General features: G+C 72.7%; 14 protein-coding genes. All 14 read left to right on the forward strand.

Going from position 1 to position 20130, the window contains the following annotated elements:
* Positions 1-89 precede the first annotated feature (89 nt).
* Positions 90-1568: a sugar transferase gene (locus AB0A97_RS26870; protein WP_361154718.1), complete on the forward strand. Its 1479-nt coding sequence runs from the start codon at positions 90-92 to the stop codon at positions 1566-1568.
* Between the two features lie 82 nt (positions 1569-1650).
* A complete protein-coding gene (locus AB0A97_RS26875; RefSeq protein WP_361154720.1) occupies positions 1651-2970 on the forward strand; it encodes a nucleotide sugar dehydrogenase in 1320 nt (439 codons plus the stop codon).
* Positions 2960-4261, forward strand: a complete 1302-nt coding sequence (locus AB0A97_RS26880) for a glycosyltransferase family 4 protein (protein WP_361154722.1) — start codon at positions 2960-2962, stop codon at positions 4259-4261. The genes AB0A97_RS26875 and AB0A97_RS26880 overlap by 11 nt, the downstream gene beginning before the upstream one ends.
* A complete protein-coding gene (locus tag AB0A97_RS26885; protein ID WP_361154723.1) occupies positions 4258-5655 on the forward strand; it encodes a Wzz/FepE/Etk N-terminal domain-containing protein in 1398 nt (465 codons plus the stop codon). The genes AB0A97_RS26880 and AB0A97_RS26885 overlap by 4 nt, the downstream gene beginning before the upstream one ends.
* Positions 5652-7223 carry a Wzz/FepE/Etk N-terminal domain-containing protein gene (locus AB0A97_RS26890; RefSeq protein ID WP_361154725.1) on the forward strand — a complete coding sequence of 524 codons (1572 nt, stop codon included), beginning with the start codon at positions 5652-5654 and terminating at the stop codon, positions 7221-7223. Before AB0A97_RS26885 ends, AB0A97_RS26890 begins: the two co-directional genes overlap by 4 nt.
* 3 nt (positions 7224-7226) lie before the next feature.
* Entirely contained in the window at positions 7227-9155 is a 1929-nt protein-coding gene (asnB, locus tag AB0A97_RS26895) for an asparagine synthase (glutamine-hydrolyzing) (protein ID WP_361154727.1), read from the forward strand.
* Positions 9156-9180: 25 nt separating this feature from the next.
* Positions 9181-11370, forward strand: coding sequence for a bi-domain-containing oxidoreductase (locus AB0A97_RS26900; RefSeq protein ID WP_361154729.1), 2190 nt, complete (start codon positions 9181-9183; stop codon positions 11368-11370).
* A complete protein-coding gene (locus tag AB0A97_RS26905) occupies positions 11367-13334 on the forward strand; it encodes an alginate lyase family protein (RefSeq protein ID WP_361154730.1) in 1968 nt (655 codons plus the stop codon). The genes AB0A97_RS26900 and AB0A97_RS26905 overlap by 4 nt, the downstream gene beginning before the upstream one ends.
* An 8-nt stretch (positions 13335-13342) precedes the next feature.
* Positions 13343-14869, forward strand: a complete 1527-nt coding sequence (locus tag AB0A97_RS26910; protein ID WP_361154732.1) for a right-handed parallel beta-helix repeat-containing protein — start codon at positions 13343-13345, stop codon at positions 14867-14869.
* Position 14870: 1 nt separating this feature from the next.
* The gene (locus tag AB0A97_RS26915) at positions 14871-16166 is read left to right on the forward strand and encodes an O-antigen ligase domain-containing protein (protein ID WP_361154955.1); all 1296 of its coding nucleotides are present in this window, start codon (positions 14871-14873) and stop codon (positions 16164-16166) included.
* A gap of 8 nt (positions 16167-16174) precedes the next feature.
* The gene (locus AB0A97_RS26920) at positions 16175-17446 is read left to right on the forward strand and encodes a glycosyltransferase (RefSeq protein WP_361154733.1); all 1272 of its coding nucleotides are present in this window, start codon (positions 16175-16177) and stop codon (positions 17444-17446) included.
* Positions 17443-18678: a class I SAM-dependent methyltransferase gene (locus AB0A97_RS26925; RefSeq protein ID WP_361154734.1), complete on the forward strand. Its 1236-nt coding sequence runs from the start codon at positions 17443-17445 to the stop codon at positions 18676-18678. The genes AB0A97_RS26920 and AB0A97_RS26925 overlap by 4 nt, the downstream gene beginning before the upstream one ends.
* A 13-nt stretch (positions 18679-18691) precedes the next feature.
* Positions 18692-19486, forward strand: a complete 795-nt coding sequence (locus AB0A97_RS26930) for a glucose-1-phosphate cytidylyltransferase (protein WP_361154735.1) — start codon at positions 18692-18694, stop codon at positions 19484-19486.
* Entirely contained in the window at positions 19483-20130 is a 648-nt protein-coding gene (locus AB0A97_RS26935) for a PIG-L deacetylase family protein (RefSeq protein WP_361154737.1), read from the forward strand. Before AB0A97_RS26930 ends, AB0A97_RS26935 begins: the two co-directional genes overlap by 4 nt.

The following is a 20130-nucleotide window of genomic DNA, read 5'->3' on the forward strand; positions in this document are numbered from 1 at the left end:
CAGTGCGGCGCGGGGGGCCGGGGGGCCTCCCGGGGGTGAGGAACAGGGCTGGGCGAACACGTCGAGCCACTGGCGACCGGGGGGAATCTGTGCAACAGGGGGGATTGGTCAACCCGTTTCCGTCGGCGCGCGGGCGTCTGGCGAGCGGGGCAAGCAGTGAGCCCGCACTCGACTGGGAGCAGCGGTACCGCCGTACCGTGATCACCAGCGACACCGTCGCCACCGCCTTCGTGGTGGCGGCCATCGGAATCTTCTTCGGGGCCCGGGACGCGGCCAACTGGCACGAGAAGTGGGGCATTCTCGCCTTCGGCACCGAGCTGCTGGTGCTGGGCTCGCTGGCGGTGAGCCGGGCGTGGGCTCCGGCCGTGCTCGGTCAGGGGGCGGAGGAATTCCGTCGGCTCGGCCGTTCACTGTTCACGGCCGCCGTCGTGCTGGCGCTCGGCGGGATCGCCCTGACCTCGCGCAACATCAAGCTCTGGATCTTCGTCGCGATCCCGGCGCTCGCCCTCGTCACCATGACCGTGCGGTACCTGCTGCGTCTGTGGCTGCACGGGCAGCGGAAGAAAGGACGGTGTCTGAGACCGGTGCTCGCCGCCGGGAGCCCGGACACCGTGCGCGACCTGATCGCCCGGGCCCGTAAGTTCCCGCACCTCGGGTGGCGGGTGGACGCCGTGTGCACGACGGACGGCCTCGGACTCGACGGTGGCCACCTGGACGGCGTACCGGTCGTCGGCCCACTGACGGATGTCGCCAACCACGTCCGACGCGACGGCTACCGGGTCGTCGCGATCACAGCGGACCCGCACTGGTCGCCGGACCGGCTGCAGCGGCTGGCGTGGAACCTCGAAGGCAGCGATGCCGAGATGGTCGTGGCCCCCGTGCTGATGGAGGTGGCCGGCCCGCGGCTGCACGTCGACGCGGTGCTCGGGATTCCGCTGCTGCGGGTCAGCATGCCGACGTTCACCGGGGGCCGGCGGGCCGTGAAGGGGGTCGTCGACCGATTGGGCGCGGCGGTCCTGCTGGTGCTGTTCGCGCCGCTGATGGTGCTCGTCGGGCTGCTCGTACTGATGGACAGTCCTGGTGGGGCGGTCTACCGCCAGCGCCGGGTCGGCAAGGACGGCCGCGAGTTCACCCTCTTCAAGTTCCGCACCATGGTCACCGGGGCCGACGCGGCACGTGCCGAGCTGATCCACCGCAACGAGGGGGCCGGGCTGCTGTTCAAGCTCCGCCGGGACCCGCGGGTGACCCGGGTGGGGGCGGCGCTGCGCCGGTACTCGATCGACGAACTCCCGCAGCTCTTCAACGTTCTGACCGGATCGATGTCGCTCGTCGGTCCGCGGCCTCCGCTGCCGGAGGAGTCCGCCGCGTACGGCCCGGACATCCGGCGGCGGCTGCTGGTCAAGCCCGGCCTCACCGGCCTGTGGCAGATCAGCGGACGCAGCGACCTGCCGTGGGAGGAGGCGGTCCGCCTCGACCTGCGGTACGTGGAGGACTGGTCGCTCGCGCTGGACGCAGTGATCTTGTGGAAGACGCTGCGGGCGGTGCTCTACGGGCAGGGGGCCTACTGATGCGCGGGGGGCTGCGACGAAACGGTCCTGCCGGCGTGCGGACCGCGGGCCGGCAGGGCCTGCCCGGGGGGAGGGACGAGTCATGAAGATCAGCGTTTTCGGGCTCGGCTACGTGGGCTGTGTGTCGGCCGCGTGCCTGGCCGGCCTGGGGCACGAGGTCATCGGGGTGGACGTGAACCGGGTGAAGGTCGACCTGGTCAACGACGGCAAGGCTCCGGTGGTCGAGGAGCGGATCGGCGAGCTGATCGCCGAGGTCGTGGGGACCGGAGCGTTACGCGCCACGGGTGACGTGCGCGAGGCGGTCCTGGGCAGCGAGGTGTCGTTGGTCTGCGTGGGCACGCCGTCGGAACCCAACGGCAGCCTGTGCACCACGTACCTGGAGCGGGTCGCCGAGCAGATCGGCGCCGTGCTGGCGGAGTGCGGCGGGCGGCACACGGTCGTGTTCCGCAGCACCATGCTCCCGGGCACCTGCCTGAACCTGCTGGTGCCGATCCTGGAGAAGCACGTCGGCGGTACGGCCGGGGCGGACTTCGGGGTCGCGGTGAACCCGGAGTTCTTGCGCGAGGGCACCAGCGTGCGGGACTTCTTCGACCCGCCCAAGACCGTCATCGGTGAGTTCGATCCGGCGAGCGGTGACGTGGTGGCGGCGCTGTACGAGGGTCTGCCCGGCGAGGTGTTCCGGGTGCCGGTCCCGACGGCCGAGGCGATCAAGTACGCGGACAACGCGTTCCACGGTCTCAAGATCGGCTTCGCGAACGAGCTGGGCGCGGTGTGCCAGGCGCTCGGAGTGGACTCGCACCAGGTGATGGACGTCTTCCTGGCCGACCGCAAGCTGAACATCAGCCCCGCCTACCTGCGGCCCGGCTTCGCCTTCGGCGGCTCCTGCCTGCCCAAGGATCTGCGCAGCCTGGTCCACGCGGCGCAGCGGGCCGACGTCTCGGTGCCCATCCTCGCCCATGTGCTGCCGTCCAACTCCGCGCACCTGCAACGGGCGGTGGAGCTGGTCGAGCGCACCGGCAAACGCCGGGCGGGCCTGCTCGGGCTGTCCTTCAAGCCCGGCACCGACGACCTCCGCGAGAGCCCGCTCGTCGAGCTGGCGGAGCGGCTGTTCGGCAAGGGGTACGACCTGAAGATCTACGACGCCAACGTGAGCCTGTCCCGGTTGCTCGGTGCGAACCGTGAGTACATCGAGACCCGGCTGCCGCACCTGGCGCAGCTGCTCGCGGACTCCGTCGGCGAGGTGCTCGAACACGCCGAGGTGTGCCTGGTCGGCACCAAGGACCCGGCCGTGCTGTCGGCGCTGCCCCCTGGCGGCGACGGCCCGGTGCTCATCGATCTCGTCCACCTTCCCGACGCCGCGGCGCGCCGGGCCGAACCGGGGTACGTGGGCCTTGCTTGGTGACACGACGTACGACGGCACATCGTCCGGCGACGCGGCGGGCGGCGGCCGGCCGGGCCGGCGCGCGCTGATCCTGGTGGAGAACCTGTCGGTGCCGTTCGACCGGCGGGTGTGGCAGGAGTGCACGACGCTGCGCGACGCGGGGTGGACGGTGGACGTCATCTGTCCCCGGGGGGAGCAGCGGGACACCGAGCCGGAGGCGGTGCTCGACGGCGTGCGGATCCACCGCTACCCGTTGCGCGCGGCCGCCGGAGGGCCGGCCGGCTATCTGCGGGAGTACGGATCGGCGTTGTGGCACACGGCGCGGCTGGCCCGCGCGGTCGGCCCGGTCGACGTGGTCCACGCCTGCAACCCGCCCGACCTGCTGTTCCTGCCGGCGCTGTGGCTGAAGCGGCGCGGCGCGCGGTTCGTCTTCGACCAGCACGACCTGGTACCCGAGCTGTACCTCTCCCGGTTCGGCCGCGGCGAAGACCTGCTCTACCGGGCCGTGTGCGCGCTGGAACGGCTGACCTACCGGGCCGCCGATGTCGTCCTGGCCACGAACGAGAGCTACCGGGACGTCGCGATACGCCGTGGCGGTCAATGGCCGGAGGACGTCTTCGTGGTGCGCAGCGCACCTCGGACCGACCGGTTCCAACCGGTTCCGCCCGAGCCGGAGCTGAAGCGCGGCAAGCCCCATCTGCTGTGCTATCTGGGCGTCATGGGTCCGCAGGACGGTGTCGACTACGCCTTGCGGGCGCTTGCGAAGCTGCGCGACGAGTGCGGGCGGACCGACTGGCACGCGGTGTTCGTCGGGGCAGGTGACGCCTTCGACGCGATGGTGGAGCTGTCCCGGCAGCTCGGGCTCGCCGGGCAGGTGGAGTTCACCGGGCGTATCCCGGACGCCGACCTGGTGCGCTGTCTGTCCACCGCGGACGTGTGCCTCTCCCCCGACCCGCGCAATCCGCTCAACGACGTGTCGACCATGAACAAGGTCCTGGAGTACATGGCGATGGGGCGGCCGATCGTCTCGTTCGATCTCCGGGAAGCGCGCGTCTCCGCCGGTGAGGCCGCTGTTTACGCGCCCGCCAACGACGAGGCCGCGTTCGCCGGGCTGATCGCGATGCTGCTGGACGATCCGGAGAAGCGGGCCCGGATGGGCAAGATCGGCCAGGAGCGGGTCGGCGGGGAGCTCTCCTGGCGGAACTCCCAGCGCTCGCTGCTCGCCGCCTACGCCGCCGCCTGCCGTGGCCGCACTCCGGTGCCGGCGGGCGGCCCGGCCCGGCGCCGGGCGGGGAGGAGGCGGCGCCCTTGAGCGACGACACGATACGCCTGGTCACGATCGGGCGGATGCTCCGTCGGCGCCGGCGGTTCCTCGCCGTCCTCGCCGTGGTGGGCGCACTCGTCGGCTACGGCGTCTCGGTGCTGTACCCGCCGCGTTACACGGCGTCGGCATCGGTACTGCTGCCGGGGCAGTGGGAGCAGCGCGAGCTGCTGACGCAGGTGGAGATCGCGGCCAGTTCGGCGGTGGTCGACCGCGCGGCCGCCGAACTCGGCTGGGCCGGCGTCAGCGGAGACGCGTTACGGGACCGGGTGAGCGCCGAGGCCGCCGACGGGAACATCATCGAGATCTCGGGTACGGCCGACACCCCGGAGCGCGCGCAGCAGCTCTCCGACCGGGTGGCCCAGCAGTTCGTCGCCTTCGCCGCACGGATCGCCGGCGGCACCGCCGACCCCGGAACGGCTGCCGGGCCCGAGGACCTGCGGCAGAAGGTGGCGGAGACCAACCGCCGCATCACCGACCTGGCCAATGCGGCCGATCCCGGGCGGACCGTGGAGAGCGTGCAGGCCCGCACGGCGCTGGAGAAGCTGCGCACCGCGCTGCAGGAGGCCATGAAGAAGCTGGACGAGGCCGACCCGGCGACCGGCAAGGCCGGCATGGTCGTCATGGGACCGGCGGCCCGGCCGACCGGCGCGGTGCCGCCGACGAGGATGCAGCTCATCGTCGCCGGGGCGCTGCTGTTCTTCCTGCTCGCGGTCGTCGGCCATCTCGCAGCCGCCCGGATGAACCGCCGGCTGCGCACCGAACCGGAGGTCGCCGCGGCACTGGGCACGACGCTGCTGGGGGCCGTCGACGTGCCGGGGGAAGGGCGGGCGCACCGGCCGGAAGACCGTGACCGGCGGGCCCGTATCCGCCGGCTGCTGGGCATCGACACCCGGTGGGACGTACCGGAGCCGCAGCGGTCCGGCGACGAGGCCGGCAGACGGGTCCGCTACCGGCGGGTGTGCGCTCGCCTCCGGGACCGGCTGCCGGCCCCCCGACGCGTGCTGGTCGTCGTACCGGAGGGCGACGAGATCGCCCGCCGGGCCGCCGGGCAGCTCGTCGCCGAGGCCGCGAGCGATCCTTCCCCCAGCTCTTCGAGCAGGGGAAACCCCACGCTGCGGGTGGTGGAGGTCTCGGTGTCCCGGCCGATGGTGCCGGACCGCGACACCGAGTCCGGCGCCCTGATCGTGCTCAGCGCGGGCAACTGGACCGCGGAGGAACTCGCCGGGATCGCGGCGGCGTGCGCGGACGCCCGGCACGAGGTCGTCGGCACCGTCGTCGCCGGCCCGGTGTGGACCCGTCCGACGCGGCCCACAGGCCGTCCCTCGCAGAACGCCGCCCTGTCGCTCGCGGTCCGCGGCCCCGCGACGGGAGGTTCCGTGTGACGACGAGCACGGCTCCGGAGCCGTCGGTGACCACTCCCCTGCTGGACCTCCAGGCGCTGGTGGCGGCGGTCCGCAGGCGCCGCCGCCTCTGGAGCTCCATGGCGCTGCTGGGGCTGCTGATCGGCGCGGCGGTGGCGGTCCTGCTGCCGCCCCCGCCGGCCGCGGTGACCACGGTGCTGGTCACCCATCAGGCGGACCAGCCGAACGACACCGGAACACTGATCCGTACCGATGTCGCGCTGCTGGGGACCACACGGATCGCCGCCCAGGCCCTGCGGACCCTCAAGTCTTCCGAAAAACCGGAAGACTTCCTGCGGGACTACCGGGGCACCGGCCTGACCAACAACCTGCTGCAGATCGATGTGACAGGTGCCAGCGACGCGGAGGCGGTGGCCCGGGCCGAGGCGCTGGCCGACGCGTTCGTCACGGACCATGTGCGGCGGATGCGGGAGTCCGCGCAGGCCGAGGCCAAGGCCCTGCGCGACCAGCGGGACCGTATGCGGGACGAGCTGGCCCAGGTCGACAAGGCGATCGGGAACCGGTCGCCGGAGAGCGACCCGAGGGCGTCGGCGAGCATCGAGTCGCTCTTCGCCCGCCGGGCCGAACTGACCTCGCGGATCGCCGATTTCGACCAGCGCGCCGAGGAGGCGCGCATGGGCACGCCCCGGCTCGTCGCCGGTACGCAGATCGTGGACGCACCGCGCGCGGTGCGGCACTCCCTGCCCAGAGCCGCTGCCACCAACGCCGCCATCGGGCTCGTCCTCGGGCTCGCCGTCGGGCTCGCGCTGGCCGCGGTCGGCGCGGTGGTGGCGGACCGCCCCGTACTGCGCCGGGAGATCGCGGCGAACCTGGGCGCCTCGGTCATCGCGGAGCTGCCACGCGCGCCCCGCCGGCCCACCGGTCCGTGGCAACGCCGCCGGACCCGGGCTGCGTACGAACGGCTCACCACGACCCTGGCCCGTGCCGTGCGCCACTCGGCGGAACCCGTGTCGCTGCTGGAGCTGGGCTGTGCGCGCAGTACGAGCGTGATCGCCCTGAACGTCGCCGGGGCCCTGGCGGCGGAGGGGCCGGTGGCGGTCATCGACGGCCTGCCCGGCCCGGAACTCGCCGACAGCCACCGGGAACCGGAGAACACGACCGTGGTCAGCGGCGAGCGTGCCGCGGCCGTGCCGGGACAGGTGCGCCGGCTCGGCGTCGGCTCGGTCGCGCCCGGCACGGCGTGGACCGACCTCCGGTACCTCGGCGGCCGGACCGTGCTCGTCGTGCGGGCCGGGCACGGCAGCGCCGCATGGCTGCACACCGTGGCGCGGCACCTCGCGGACCAGCGCGTTCCGGTGATCGGTGTGGTGCTGATCGATCCCGATCCGCGGGACCGGACCGACGGCACGTTGTGGGACGGGCCGCACACGGCGCTGCGCGGCCCTGATGAGCGGCCGGCCCAGCAGCACGGGACGGGCCTGCCGCGGACGGAACGGCTGGCCCGGCAGCACGGAACAGGCCCGTTGCGGACGGAGCGGCCGTCGATGTCGGCCGCGCGCGTCCCGGGCAGCGACCAGGAGGCTCGGTAGGACATGTGTGGCATCGCAGGTACGTACCGGTGGCCGGACGGGAAGGCCGTGACCGACCGGCTCACCGACATCCTCGCCCACCGCGGTCCGGACGGGGCGGGCCGTTACAGCCACCCCGCCGGTGACGGCGAAGTCCACCTGGGGCACCGTCGGCTGGCCATCATCGACCTGTCCGGGACCGGCGCCCAGCCGATGGTTTCGGACGGCCTCGCTCTCACGTACAACGGCGAGCTGTACAACGCGCCCGCACTGCGCGCCGAACTGTCGGCCTCCGGAGTGCGCTTCCGCGGCACCTCCGACACCGAGGTCCTGCTGGAGGCATGGCGGCGCTGGGGTACCGACTGCCTGCCGCGGCTGCGCGGCATGTTCGCGTTCGCGGTCTTCGACGAGCGGACCGGTGAGCTGGTGCTCGCCCGCGACCAGCTCGGCATCAAGCCGCTGTTCCTGCTGCGGCGCGGTGGGGGCCTGCTGTTCGCCTCCGAGCTGAAGGCGCTCGCCGCCGTGGCCGGCGGGTCGCTGCAGGTGGACCCTGCGGCGCTGGTGGCCTCGCTGCTGTACTACTGGGTGCCGGACTCGCGCTGTGCGTTCCGCGAGGCGGAGAAGCTGCCGCCGGGCAGTTGGCTGCGGTGCCGGCCCGACGGCCTGGTCGAGAGCGGCCGGTACTGGAACCTCAGGGACATCGCCGCCGAGGCCCGGGAGCAGGCCCGCAGCGGCGAGCAGCCGGACCTGGCCGCCATCGTCGAGGAGTCGACCCGCCGGCACCTGCTCTCCGACGTGCCGGTGGCGACCTTCCTCTCCGGCGGTCTCGACTCCAGCTACCTGACCGCGCTGGCGGCCCGCGACCGGCCCGGGATCTCGGCTTACACGATCGGGTTCCGCGCCGAGGACGCCAGGTTCGAGGCGATGCCGGACGACCTGCGCTACGCCCGGCAGGTGGCCGAGCGGTTCGGCGTCGACCTGCGGGAGATCGAGATCGCGCCGGACGTGCTCGACCTGCTGCCGCGGATGACGTACCACCTGGACGAGCCCATCGGCGACCCGGCCGCCATCAACACGTTCCTGATCTGCTCGGCGGCCCGGGAGGCCGGCGTCAAGGTGATGCTCTCGGGCATGGGGGCCGACGAGCTGTTCGCCGGGTACCGCAAGCACCTGGCCAACCTGCTCGCGCTGCGCTACCAGCGCGTCCCCCGGCCCCTGCGCAGCGGCCTGTCCGCGACCGTGGGCCGGCTGCCGGTCGCCACGTCCCGCCGCGGGTACCGGTCGGTGCGCTTCGCGAAGCGGTTCCTGTCCTTCGCCGAGCTGCCGGAGGAGACCGCCTTCCGGCGCAGCTACACCATGTACGACCAGGACGAGCTGCTCGCCCTGGTCCACCCGGACCTGGCCGGGACGGTCGAGGACGTACTGACCGAGCATGCGGACATCTACCAGGACAACGACCTCGACGACTTCGTCAACCGCATGTGCCTGGGCGACGCCCGGATGTTCCTGCCGGGCCTGAACCTCGCCTACACGGACCGGTCGAGCATGGCCGCGTCGACCGAGGTGCGGGTGCCGTACGTGGACGTCGAGGTGGTCAAGGCGGCGTTCGCGGTGCCCGGCGACCGCAAGATCGTCGGACGGCAGGGCAAGGCCGTCCTCAAGGAGGCGGCCGCCTCGGTCCTGCCCCGGGAGATCGTCTACCGGCCCAAGGGCCTGTTCAGCGCCCCGCTGCGGGCCTGGATGAGCCGGGACCTGGCACCACTGGTGCGCGAGGTGGTGCACGACGGTGTGCTCGTCGGTTCCGGGCTCCTGCGCCGTGACGCGCTGACCCGCATGGTCGCCGAGGACGCCGCCGGGCAGCGGGACTTCTCCAAGCATCTGTGGCATGTGCTGACCCTGGAGTACTGGTATCGCGGCGCGACCTCCGGCTCCGGCCGGAGCCGGGCGGCTTGACGGCGTGGACACAAGAGGAGCTCGGGTGAAACAGGTCGTGCAGAACTACAAGAGCGGCGAGCTGGCGGTGCTCGACGTGCCGGTTCCGGGGTGCAAGCCGGGTGGTGTGCTGGTCCGCAGCGCCTACTCGCTGATCTCCACCGGGACCGAACTGATGAAGGTGTCCGAGGCCGGCCTGTCGATGATGGGCAAGGCCCGCTCCCGTCCTGACCAGGTGGCCAAGGTCGTGCAGAGCGTGGCCGCCAACGGGGTGCCCGCCACCTACCGCAAGGTGATGGGCAAGCTGGACTCGTACACGCCGCTGGGTTACTCGCTGTGCGGGGTGGTCGAGCAGGTCGGCGCCGGGATCGACGATGTGACGGTCGGTGACCTGGTGGCCTGCGCCGGCAACGAGCACGCGTTGCACGCCGAGCTGAACTGGGTGCCGAAGAACCTCTACGCCCCGGTGCCGGACGGCCTCGCGCCGCGGCACGCGGCCTTCGGGACCGTCGGGTCGATCGCGTTGCAGGGCGTCCGCCAAGGCGAGTCACAGCTCGGCGACGTGGCGCTGGTCGTCGGCCTCGGGCTGATCGGACAACTGGTGGTGCAGTTGCTGGCCGCCTCGGGGGTCCGCGTCGTCGGGGCCGATCCGGACCCGGTGCGCTGCGCGCTCGCCGCGCGCCTGGGCGCCGCGGCCTGCGGCGATCCCGCGTCCGCCGCCGTGGAGACCGCCGTCGCCGAACTCACCGGCGGGCACGGCGTGGATCAGGTGTACCTGGCCGCCGGCGGCGGCAGCAACCAGCCCGTCGAGCTGGCCGCCCGGCTGAGCCGGGACCGCGGCCGGGTCGTCGACATCGGCAAGTGCCGCCTGGACCTGCCGTGGAACGCGTACTACGAGAAGGAGCTGGACGTCCGGTTCTCCCGGTCGTACGGCCCCGGGCGGTACGACCCGGAGTACGAACTCCAGGGGCGGGACTACCCGATCGGCTACGTGCGCTGGACCGAGCGCCGCAATCTGGCGTGCTTCCTCGATCTCGTCGCCCGCGGCCGCGTCGACGTGGAGCCCCTGGTCTCCCACACGGCCGACTTCGACGACGCCGTCGAGACGTACCGGCGTCTGAAGGACGGCGACCTGAAGGCCGTGGCGGTGCTGTTCCGGTACCCCGACCACGCGGGAAAACCGGAGGAAGCGCAGGCTCCGGTCGTGGCGGTGCCGCCGGTGAACGTACGGGCGTCCGCGCCGGGCCGGTCCGTCACGTCTCCGGTGCGGCTGGCGTTCGTCGGCGCGGGCAACTACGCGACGTCGATGTTGCTGCCGCACCTGGCGCGGCGCGACAGCGTCGCCTTGTCGGCCGTGGTCACCACGACGGCGCTGTCCGCGGCCAACGCGAAGCGGAAGTTCGGCTTCGCCGAGGCGACCACCGATCTCGACGCCGTGCTCGGCGACAAGTCGATCGACGCGGTGTTCGTCGTCACCCGGCACAGCTCGCACGCCGAACTGACCCGGAGGGCACTCCTCGCGGGCAAGGCGGTGTTCGTGGAGAAGCCCCTGGCCCTCACCGAGGACGACCTCGCAGGTGTGCTCGCCGCGGTGGAGGAGTCCGGCAACGACCGGCTCCAGGTGGGCTTCAACCGCCGGTTCGCGCCGCTGCTGCGGGAGGCCCGGCAGCGGTTCGGCGCCCGGAGCGGTCCGGCGAGCCTGCGCTACCTGGTCAACGCGGGCCGGCTGGAGCACGGCAGTTGGTACCTGCGGCAGGGCACCGAGGGCTCGCGGTTCGCCGGGGAGGGCGGGCACTTCATCGACACGGCGAGCTGGCTGCTCGGGGCCGACCCGGTCTCGGTGTACGCGGTCGCCACGTCCGGCAACCAGGACCTGCAGGCCGTGCTGCGCTACCCGGACGGATCCACGGCCACCATCAGCTACGTCACCACCGGACCGGCCGGCCTCCCCAAGGAGACGCTGGACCTGGTCGCGGACGGCAAGGCGCTGCGGCTCGACGACTTCGTCCGTGCCGCTGTCTACGACGGCCGGCACAAGCGCTGGGTCGGCTCCAGGCTCCCCAAGGCCCGGGACAAGGGGCAGAACGCCGAACTGGCGGCGTTCGTCAAGGCCGTACGGACCGGCGGGCCCATGCCGGTGCCGCTGGAGTCGCTGGTCACCACCACGGCGGCCACCCTCGCCGTACAGGCCGGCCTGGCCGCCGGCGCGCCGGTGACCCTGGCGAGGACACCGTGACCATCAACGCGGGCTGGTACCTGCGCCGTCTCTCCCGGATGGGGCCGCGGGAGGTCGGCGGCCGGGTGGGCGACGCGGTGCGCAGACGGCGGTGGCGTTCGGTACGGCCGGGGCACCCGGGCGTGACCGGCGCCCGGTTCACCGCGGTCCTGCCCGCCGGGACGCTCGCCGCGCTGCCGCCGGACGCCGTGAAACGTCTCCTCGCCGAGGCGGACCGGCTGCTGGCCGGGCACGTCGAGTACTTCGGGGTGGTCCGCGACGACCTGGCCGACCCGGACTGGTGGGGCGACCCGAAGACCGGGCGCCGGGCACCGGGGGGCTACGCCTTCGACGTGCCGTACCGGGACGAGGAGGTGACCGGGGACATCAAGCAGATCTGGGAGCTGTCCCGGCACCAGTACCTCACCGTGCTCGCCGCCGCCTACGCGGTCACCGGGGACGAGCGGTACGCCGAGCGGGTGGCGGGGCACCTGCGGTCGTGGTGGGCGGCCAACCCGCCGCTGCGGGGCGTGCACTGGATCAGCGGCATCGAGCTGGGCATCCGGCTGATCTCGTGGGTATGGATCCGCCGGCTGCTCCACGGCTGGCCCGGCGCGGCCGGGCTGTTCGAGGACAACCCGGTGGCGCTGCACCAGATCTGGCACCACCAGCGCTGGCTGGCCGCCTTCCCCAGCCGGGGGTCTTCGGCGAACAACCACGTCATCGCCGAGGCTGCCGGGCAGTTCGCGGCGGCCTGCGCGTTCGAGTGGTTCCCCGCCTCGGCGCGTTGGCGCGCGGGCGCGCTGCGGTCGCTGGAGCGGCACCTGCGCGGCAACACCTTCGGCTCCGGTCTCAACCGTGAGCTGGCCACCGAGTATCACGGGCTGGTGCTGGAGCTCGGCCTGGCCGCGGTGGCCGAGGCGGATGCCGCCGGTGTGCCGGTCCCGCCGTCCGTGCGGCTGGTGCTGCTGCGGATGACCGACGCGCTCGCGGCCGTCGTGGACAACCGGCTGCGGCCGCCGCGCCAGGGGGACGCGGACGACGGGCACGGTCTGGTCCTGGACGGCGCGGGCACCGGCCGCTGGGGCTCACTGCTGGCCACCGGGGACGCCGTCTTCGGCCGGCTCGCCTGGTGGCCGACGGTGACCGGCACCGATGTGCGCACCCCGCTGCTGGCCGCGCTCGTCCGGCCGTACGCGAAGCCGGGAACCGCCCCGGCCGTGGCCCGCCCGGCGAGCCGGCCCGGCCACTTCGCCGACGCGGGCATGACCATCCTGCGCGGTCCGGAGGAGATCTGGTGCCGCTGCGACGGCGGACCGCACGGTTTCCTGTCCATCGCCGCGCACGCCCACGCGGACGCGCTGTCCGTGGAGGTGCGGCACGACGGGGTCGACGTGCTCGCCGACCCGGGGACGTTCTGCTACCACGGGCAGCCCGAGTGGCGGCAGTACTTCCGCTCGACCCTCGCCCACAACACGCTGCAACGGGACGGCCGTGACCAGTCCGTCTCCGGTGGTCCGTTCCTGTGGACCCGGCACGCCCGCAGCCGCGTCCTGGTCGCTGACCCGTCCGGCGCGTCCGGCGGGGGTACGGCCCGCTGGTGCGCCGAGCACGACGGTTACCGGCGTTCCGTGCACCGGCGCCGGGTGGAGCTGACCGCCGCGCGCCGGGAACTGCGCGTGGTGGACGAGGTACGCGGCGATCGCGGGACCGTACGGCTGGCGTTCCATCTCGGCCCGGAGATCACTGCGGATCTGGCGGGGAACCGGGCGGCGCTCACCTGGACCCGGGACGGCGAGGACCGGTCCGCGGTGCTCGACCTGCCCGGGCGGCTGAGCTGGCGGGCGCATCGCGGCGAGACCGGTCCGCCACTGGGCTGGTACTCCCCCGGCTTCGGGCGCAAGGAACCCAGCACGACGCTGATCGGCACCGGTAGCGCCGACGGCACCGCGGAGTTCACCACCGTGCTCGGGTTCCGCGGCTAGGGGGGCGTGTGGGGATCAAGTGGCGGAATCGGGCATTGCCGGTGGCGGCACTGGCACTGCTGGCCTCCGGCTGCGTCGGCACGCCGGGCGCCGGGTCGAAGCCGGACGTCGCGCCTTCCACGTCCGGGGCCCGGTCGGCCGTGGCCAAGGTGTGCGCCCGGCCCGCTGCCGGGCCGGCGAAGGCACCGGCGGGCGCGGTGACGGTCGATCCCGCGGTGGTCGGCGACCTGGCGGCGAAGACCAGGAGCAACCCACCGGGCACCACGTTCTGGCTCCGGCCGGGCACGCACCGGCTCGATCCGGACCGCTACGCCCAGGTCGTCCCCAAGCAGGGCAACCGCTACCTCGGTGCTCCGGGCGCGGTGCTCGACGGCCGGAAGAAGAACCAGTACGCGTTCAGCGGTACGGCCCGCGACGTCACCGTCCGCCACCTGACCGTGCAGGGTTTCGTCGCGCCGCACGACGAGGGCGTGGTCAACCACGACTCGGCCGACGGGTGGGTGATCGAGCACACGACGATCCAGCGCAACTCCGGCGCCGGACTGATGGCCGGTGCCCGGCAGCGGGTCCGCGCCAACTGCCTGCGGGACAACGGGCAGTACGGCATGAACGCGTACAAGGACGACGGCCCCATCAGCGGCCTGGTGGTCGAGGGCAACGAGATCACGGCCAACAACACCGGTGACTGGGAGCGGCGGCGGCCGGGCTGCGGCTGCACCGGTGGCGTGAAGTTCTGGGCCGTCAACGGTGCCGACGTACGCGGCAACTGGGTGCACGGCAACCACGGAACCGGACTGTGGGCGGACACCAACAACAACGACTTCCGCATCGAGGACAACGTGCTGGAGGCCAACGACGGTGCCGCGCTGATCTACGAGACCAGTTACAACGCGGTCATCCGGAATAACACGATCCGGCGGAACAACTGGGTCGAGGGCCGGCGGTACGCCGACCGCGGTGACAGCTTCCCGTTCGCGACCGTCTACCTGTCCGAGTCCGGCGGCGAACCGCGCATCACAGCCCGCACCGACAAGATCGAGGTCTACCGGAACGTACTGGAGAACAACTGGTCCGGAATCACCCTGTGGGAGAACGCCGACCGGTTCTGCAACAGCCCGGCCAACACGTCCTCCGGTGACTGTACGTTGCTGGTGCGGCAGGCCGACCGCTGTACGCGTCCGGCGATCGCCACCGCGCCGCTCTACGCCGACTGCCGGTGGAAGACCCAGCGGGTGGACATCCACGACAACCGCTTCGTGCTGGACAAGTCCGTCGTCGGGTGCACGGCGAAGTGCGACCGGATGGCCGTGCTCGCCAACTACGGCACCTACCCGGACTGGTCGCCGTACCAGGGTGAGCGGGTGGCCGAGGCGATCACCCTCAAGCAGCACAACCGCTGGCACGACAACACCTACGTCGGCCCCTGGACCTTCGTCGCCCACGACCCGAGCCGGGTGCTCGACTTCCGGCAGTGGCAGGGCGCTCCCTACGAGCAGGACGCGGGCAGCACCCTCGCCCCAGGGGCCGGTGACTGAGATGGGCGGGGACCTGCGGCACGGTGGGCTGCCGGGCGGTACGGACACGGACAGCATCCGGACCGGCGCCGAAGCGCGCACGGCCGGCCCGCCGAAGGCCGTGGGGGTCGTCTGGGGACTGCTGATCCTCAACACGCTCGGCTCCGCCGGGGCGAAGACCATCATCCCGCTGCCCCGCTCCCTCATCCAGCTCGTCACCATGGGCGCGCTGGTCGCCGCGTTCACGCTGGCGCTCGCGCTCAACCTCCGGCTGCGCATCCGGGCCAGCGCCTTCCTGCTCCTGCTCACCCTGCTCCTCGTACCGAGCGTGCTCTCCAGCCTGCAACTGGAGTCCGGGCTCGGCGCGCTGTTCCGCTGCGCCCGGCTGGCCCTGTTCATCGGCACGCTGTGGCTGCTCAGCCGCTGGTGGGGCGGTCTGACGTTCGTACGGCACCACATCCGCATGTACTTCGCGGTGCTCGGATCGGTCGCCGTCGGCCTGGCCGTCTCGCCGGGCGCGGCCCTGCCCGAACTCTACGGCGGGCGCCTGGTCGGCGCGTTGTGGCCGCTCACCCCGCCGCAGATCGGGCAGTACGCCGCAGTGATCATCGGGCTCACCGTGCTGCTCGTCCTGGGCCGCCGTACCGACCGGGCGAGCGCGGCGGTCGTCATCGTGCCCGCCGGGGCCCTGCTCGCGTTGACCCATACCCGGACGGCCACGCTCGGCCTGCTCGTCGGGCTGACGCTGGCGATCGGCTCACTCGTCCTGACCAGCGCCGCCGCCCGCCGGTTCTTCACCTGGGCGGTGCTGTGCGCCGCGGTGGCGGCGGCGGGGTTCGCCTCCGCGCTACGGACGTGGTTCCTGCGGGGCCAGAGCCAGGAGTACCTGACCAGCCTCACCGGCCGGGCCACGGTCTGGGACGCCCTGCTGGCGGCGCCCCGGACGACCGTGGAGACGCTGTTCGGCGTGGGGCTGGGCGACAAGTCGTTCGGCGGGCTGCCGATCGACAACAGTTGGCTGGCCGTCTACCACGAGCAGGGGCTGACCGGCGTCACCCTGGTGGCGGCGATGATCCTCGTACTGGGCGGCGTCGCGTTGCTGCGACCGCCGTCGCTGCCGAGGGCCTGCGCGATCTTCCTGATCAGCTACTGTGCGATCGCGTCGTACACCGAGGCCGGACTGGGCGACGCCTCGCCGTACCTGCTGCACCTGACCTTGGCCGCCGCGCTGCTGGCGGCGCCTGCCACGGCCACGCCGCTCCCGGCGCCCGAACCCCCCAGACGACATGTCCCGCGGTGGGCCCGGGACCGGAGGTGACCCCGCACATGCACGTTCTCGTGGTGCACAACCGCTACTCCTCGGCGCAGCCGAGCGGGGAGAACAACGTGGTCGACCAGGAGGTGGAGCTGCTGCGCGCGGCGGGCCACCGGGTCGAGGTGTTCGAGCGGCGCAGCGACGACATCGCCGGCCGGTCCCTGCCGGGCAAGGCCGCGGTGCCACTGCTGGTGCCGTGGAACCCGGCGGTGCGCACGGAGCTGGCCGCCCGGCTCCGCGCCGAACGGCCGGACGTGGTGCACGTCCACAACGTCTTCCCGCTGCTGTCCCCCGCGGTGCTGGCCGCCTGCGCCGACGTCGGTGTGCCCGTCGTCGCCACGCTGCACAACTACACCCAGGTCTGCCCGCCCGGCACCTTGCAACGGGACGGCCGGCCGTGCACCGAGTGCGTCGGGGCGGCGCCGCTGCCCGCCGTCCGGCACGGCTGCTACCGCGGTTCCCGGCTGGCGACGGTGCCGCTCGCGGTCAGCCTGTCGGTCAACCGGCGGCGGTGGTGGACCGGCGTGGACCGGTTCTTCTGCATCTCCGCGGCGCAGCGCGACGTCCTGGTGCGGGCCGGCATGCCGGCCGAGCGGCTGGCGGTGAAGCACAATTTCGTGCCGGAGCCGGGCATCCGCCGGTCGGGCGACGGCGAGCAGCTGCTCTACCTCGGCCGGCTCGCGGAGGCCAAGGGCGTGCGGCTGCTCATCGCCGCGTGGGACGAGATCGCCGCGGACGGCGGGGTGGGCGTGCCGCTCGTGATCGCGGGGGCGGGGCCGCTGGAGCGGGAGGTGCGGGCCTGGGCAGCGGGCCGGGACGACGTGCGGTACGCCGGGCTGTACGACCCGGCGCGGTGCCGGCAGGCCGTCGCGCGGTCGGTCGCCGTGGTGGCTCCCTCGACGTGGCTGGAGGCGTTCGGCCTGGTGGTCGTGGAGGCGATGGCGGCCGGGGTCCCGGCGGTCGCCGCCGGTCACGGCGCCTTCGTCGAACTCGTCGAGGACGGGGTGACCGGGCTGCTGCACCGGCCCGGCGAGTCCGCCTCGCTCGCGGACCGCCTGCGCCGGATCACGGCCGAGCGGGCCCGCAACCGGGAGATGGGCCGGGCGGCCCGGGACCGTTACGAGCGGGGCTTCAGCCCGGCCGTCGGTCTTGAGCGCCTGGTGGAGGGGTACCGCACCGCGATCGCGGGTCGGTCGGGCGGCGGGGACGGCCCGCCGCCGGGGAACACAAGCACTGGCTCGCGGTGGGGGCACCGTGCGAGCAGAAATGGGGGCAGTACATGACACGATGCCGACTCTGCGGCTCGGCGGCGCTGGCCAGCGTCGTCGATCTCGGGGCGACCCCGCCGTGCGAGAGTTTTCTCGCCGCGGACCAGTTGGACGAGCCGGAGCCGACGTACCCGCTGCACCTGCGGGTCTGCACCGACTGCTGGCTCGCGCAGATCCCGCCGCTGATCACGCCGGAGGAGACGTTCACGCAGTACGCGTACTTCTCCTCCTACTCGACGTCCTGGGTGGAGCACGCGCGCGCGTTCGTCGCCGACGCCGTAGGGCGGGCGGGTCTCGGCCCGGACGCCTTCGTGGTCGAGGTCGCGAGCAACGACGGGTACCTGCTCAAACACGTGGTGGACCGCGGGATCCGCTGCCTCGGCATCGAGCCGTCGGTGAACGTCGGCGCCGCGGCACGGGAGGCGGGTGTGCCCACCGTCACGGAGTTCCTGGACCCCGCCACCGGCTCGGCCGTCCGCGCCGAGCACGGTCCGGCGGACCTGGTCGTGGCCAACAACGTGTACGCGCACATCCCCGACGTGACCGGGTTCACCCGGGGGCTGCGCGCCCTGGTCGCCGACGACGGCTGGGTCTCCATCGAGGTGCAGCACCTGCTGACCCTGATCGAGCAGAACCAGTACGACACGGTCTACCACGAGCACTTCCAGTACTACACGGTGGCGTCCGCGATCCGGGCGCTGGCGAGCGGCGGACTCGCGCTCGTGGACGTCGAGCTGCTGCCCACGCACGGCGGCTCCATCCGGCTGTGGGCCCGGCCGGAGGGAGCGGCCGGCGAGCCGTCCCGCCAGGTGGCCGACGTGCTGGAGCGGGAGAAGGCCGCCGGACTCCAGGAGCTGTCCGGGTACACCGAGTTCTCCGCCCGGGTGGCCAAGGTGCGCAGGGACCTCCTGCGGTTCCTCGTCGAGGCGGCCGAGCGCGGCGAGACGGTCGTCGGCTACGGCGCCCCGGGCAAGGGCAACACCCTGCTCAACCACTGCGGCATCCGGCCCGACCTGCTCCCGTACACCGTCGACCGCAACCCCTACAAGCACGGCCGTTTCACCCCGGGCACCCGCATCCCGATCCTGCCGCCCGAGCAGATCGCCGCCGACCGCCCGGACTACGTACTCGTCCTGCCCTGGAACCTGCGGGCCGAGCTGACCGAGCAGTTGTCCTTCGTGCACGCCTGGGGCGGCCGGCTGGTCTTTCCCATTCCGGAACTGAGCATCGTCGAGGTCTCGTCGTGAAAGAGGTCGCAGCATGAAGGTCGTACTGTTCTGCGGCGGTTACGGACTGCGGATGCGCGCCGGCGCGTCCGACGACGTGCCCAAGCCGATGGCGATGGTCGGCCCGCGGCCGCTCATCTGGCATGTCATGCGCTACTACGCGTACTTCGGGCACACGGACTTCATCCTGTGCCTCGGCTACGGGGCCGACCACATCAAGAATTTCTTCCTCACCTACGAGGAGACGGCGTCCAACGACTTCGTGCTGCGCAACGGGCGGGTCGAGCTGTTGTCCACCGACATCGCGGACTGGAACATCACGTTCGTGCAGACCGGCATCGAGTCACCGATCGGGGAACGGCTGCGCCGGGTGCGGCACCACCTGGACGGCGACGAGATGTTCCTCGCCAACTACGCGGACGTGCTCACCGACGCTCCGCTGCCGGAGATGATCGACCGGTTCGCCCGGCGCGACGCCGGCGCGTCGATGATGGTGGTGCCGCCGCAGTCCTCGTTCCACTGCGTGGACCTGGGCGAGGACGGCCTGGTGGGAGGCATCACCGAGGTGAGCGAACTGCCGCTGTGGGAGAACGGCGGCTACTTCGTGCTCCGCCAGGAAGTCTTCGACCACATCCCGGAGAACGGGGACCTGGTCGCCGACGGCTGCGCTCAACTGGCCAAACGGGGACGCCTGGTGGCGCACCGGCACCGCGGCTTCTGGAAGCCCACCGACACCGTGAAGGAGCGGGCCGCGCTCGACGCCGCCTACGCGCGGGGCGATCGCCCGTGGGCCGTGTGGGAGCGGGACAGCGCCGGAGTCCGGGCGTGATCCGGCTCGGGGCCGGGCGCCTGGAGCGGGTCGTCGCGGTGGGCGCGCACTGCGACGACATCGCCATCGGCGCCGGCGGCACACTGCTGACGGTATGTCAGGCGCGGCCGGGTGTCCGCGTCGACGCGCTGGTGCTCTCCGGCGGCGGCAGCGAGCGGGAGCAGGAGGAGCAGGCCGCGCTCGCCGCCTTCTGCCCGGGCGCCGACCTGCGGCTGTCCGTGCTCAAGCTGCCGGACGGCCGGCTGCCCGCGCACTGGGACGAGGCCAAGGCCGCGGTCGAGGAGCTGCGCGGACAGAGCGAGCCGGACCTGGTGCTGGCCCCTCGTACCGAGGACGCCCACCAGGACCACCGCGGCCTGGCCAAGCTGATGACCACCGCGTTCCGCGACCACCTCGTACTCGGCTACGAGATCGCCAAGTGGGACGGCGACCTCGGCCGCCCGGCGGCGTACCAGCCACTGTCGCCGGAGGTCGCCGAAGAAAAGGTGCGGCTGCTCCAGGAGCACTACCCCTCGCAACGGCACCGGCCCTGGTACGACCGGGAGGCCTTCCTCGGGCTGGCGCGGATCCGCGGCATCGAATGCCACGCGCGCTACGCCGAGGCGTTCGCCGTCACCAAACTCACTCTCGATCTGGGGGACTGA

It is taken from the genome of Streptomyces sp. NPDC045470, assembly GCF_040646595.1.
In the GTDB taxonomy this organism is placed as follows: Bacteria; Actinomycetota; Actinomycetes; order Streptomycetales; family Streptomycetaceae; genus Streptomyces.

What these genes read in the sequence shown, in the direction of transcription:
- AB0A97_RS26875 (WP_361154720.1), top strand. Translation starts at nt 1,651, where the DNA reads ATGAAGATCAGCGTTTTCGGGCTCGGCTACGTGGGCTGTGTGTCGGCC.
- asnB (WP_361154727.1), top strand. Translation starts at nt 7,227, where the DNA reads ATGTGTGGCATCGCAGGTACGTACCGGTGGCCGGACGGGAAGGCCGTG.
- AB0A97_RS26915 (WP_361154955.1), top strand. Translation starts at nt 14,871, where the DNA reads ATGGGCGGGGACCTGCGGCACGGTGGGCTGCCGGGCGGTACGGACACG.
- AB0A97_RS26920 (WP_361154733.1), top strand. Translation starts at nt 16,175, where the DNA reads ATGCACGTTCTCGTGGTGCACAACCGCTACTCCTCGGCGCAGCCGAGC.
- AB0A97_RS26925 (WP_361154734.1), top strand. Translation starts at nt 17,443, where the DNA reads ATGACACGATGCCGACTCTGCGGCTCGGCGGCGCTGGCCAGCGTCGTC.
- AB0A97_RS26930 (WP_361154735.1), top strand. Translation starts at nt 18,692, where the DNA reads ATGAAGGTCGTACTGTTCTGCGGCGGTTACGGACTGCGGATGCGCGCC.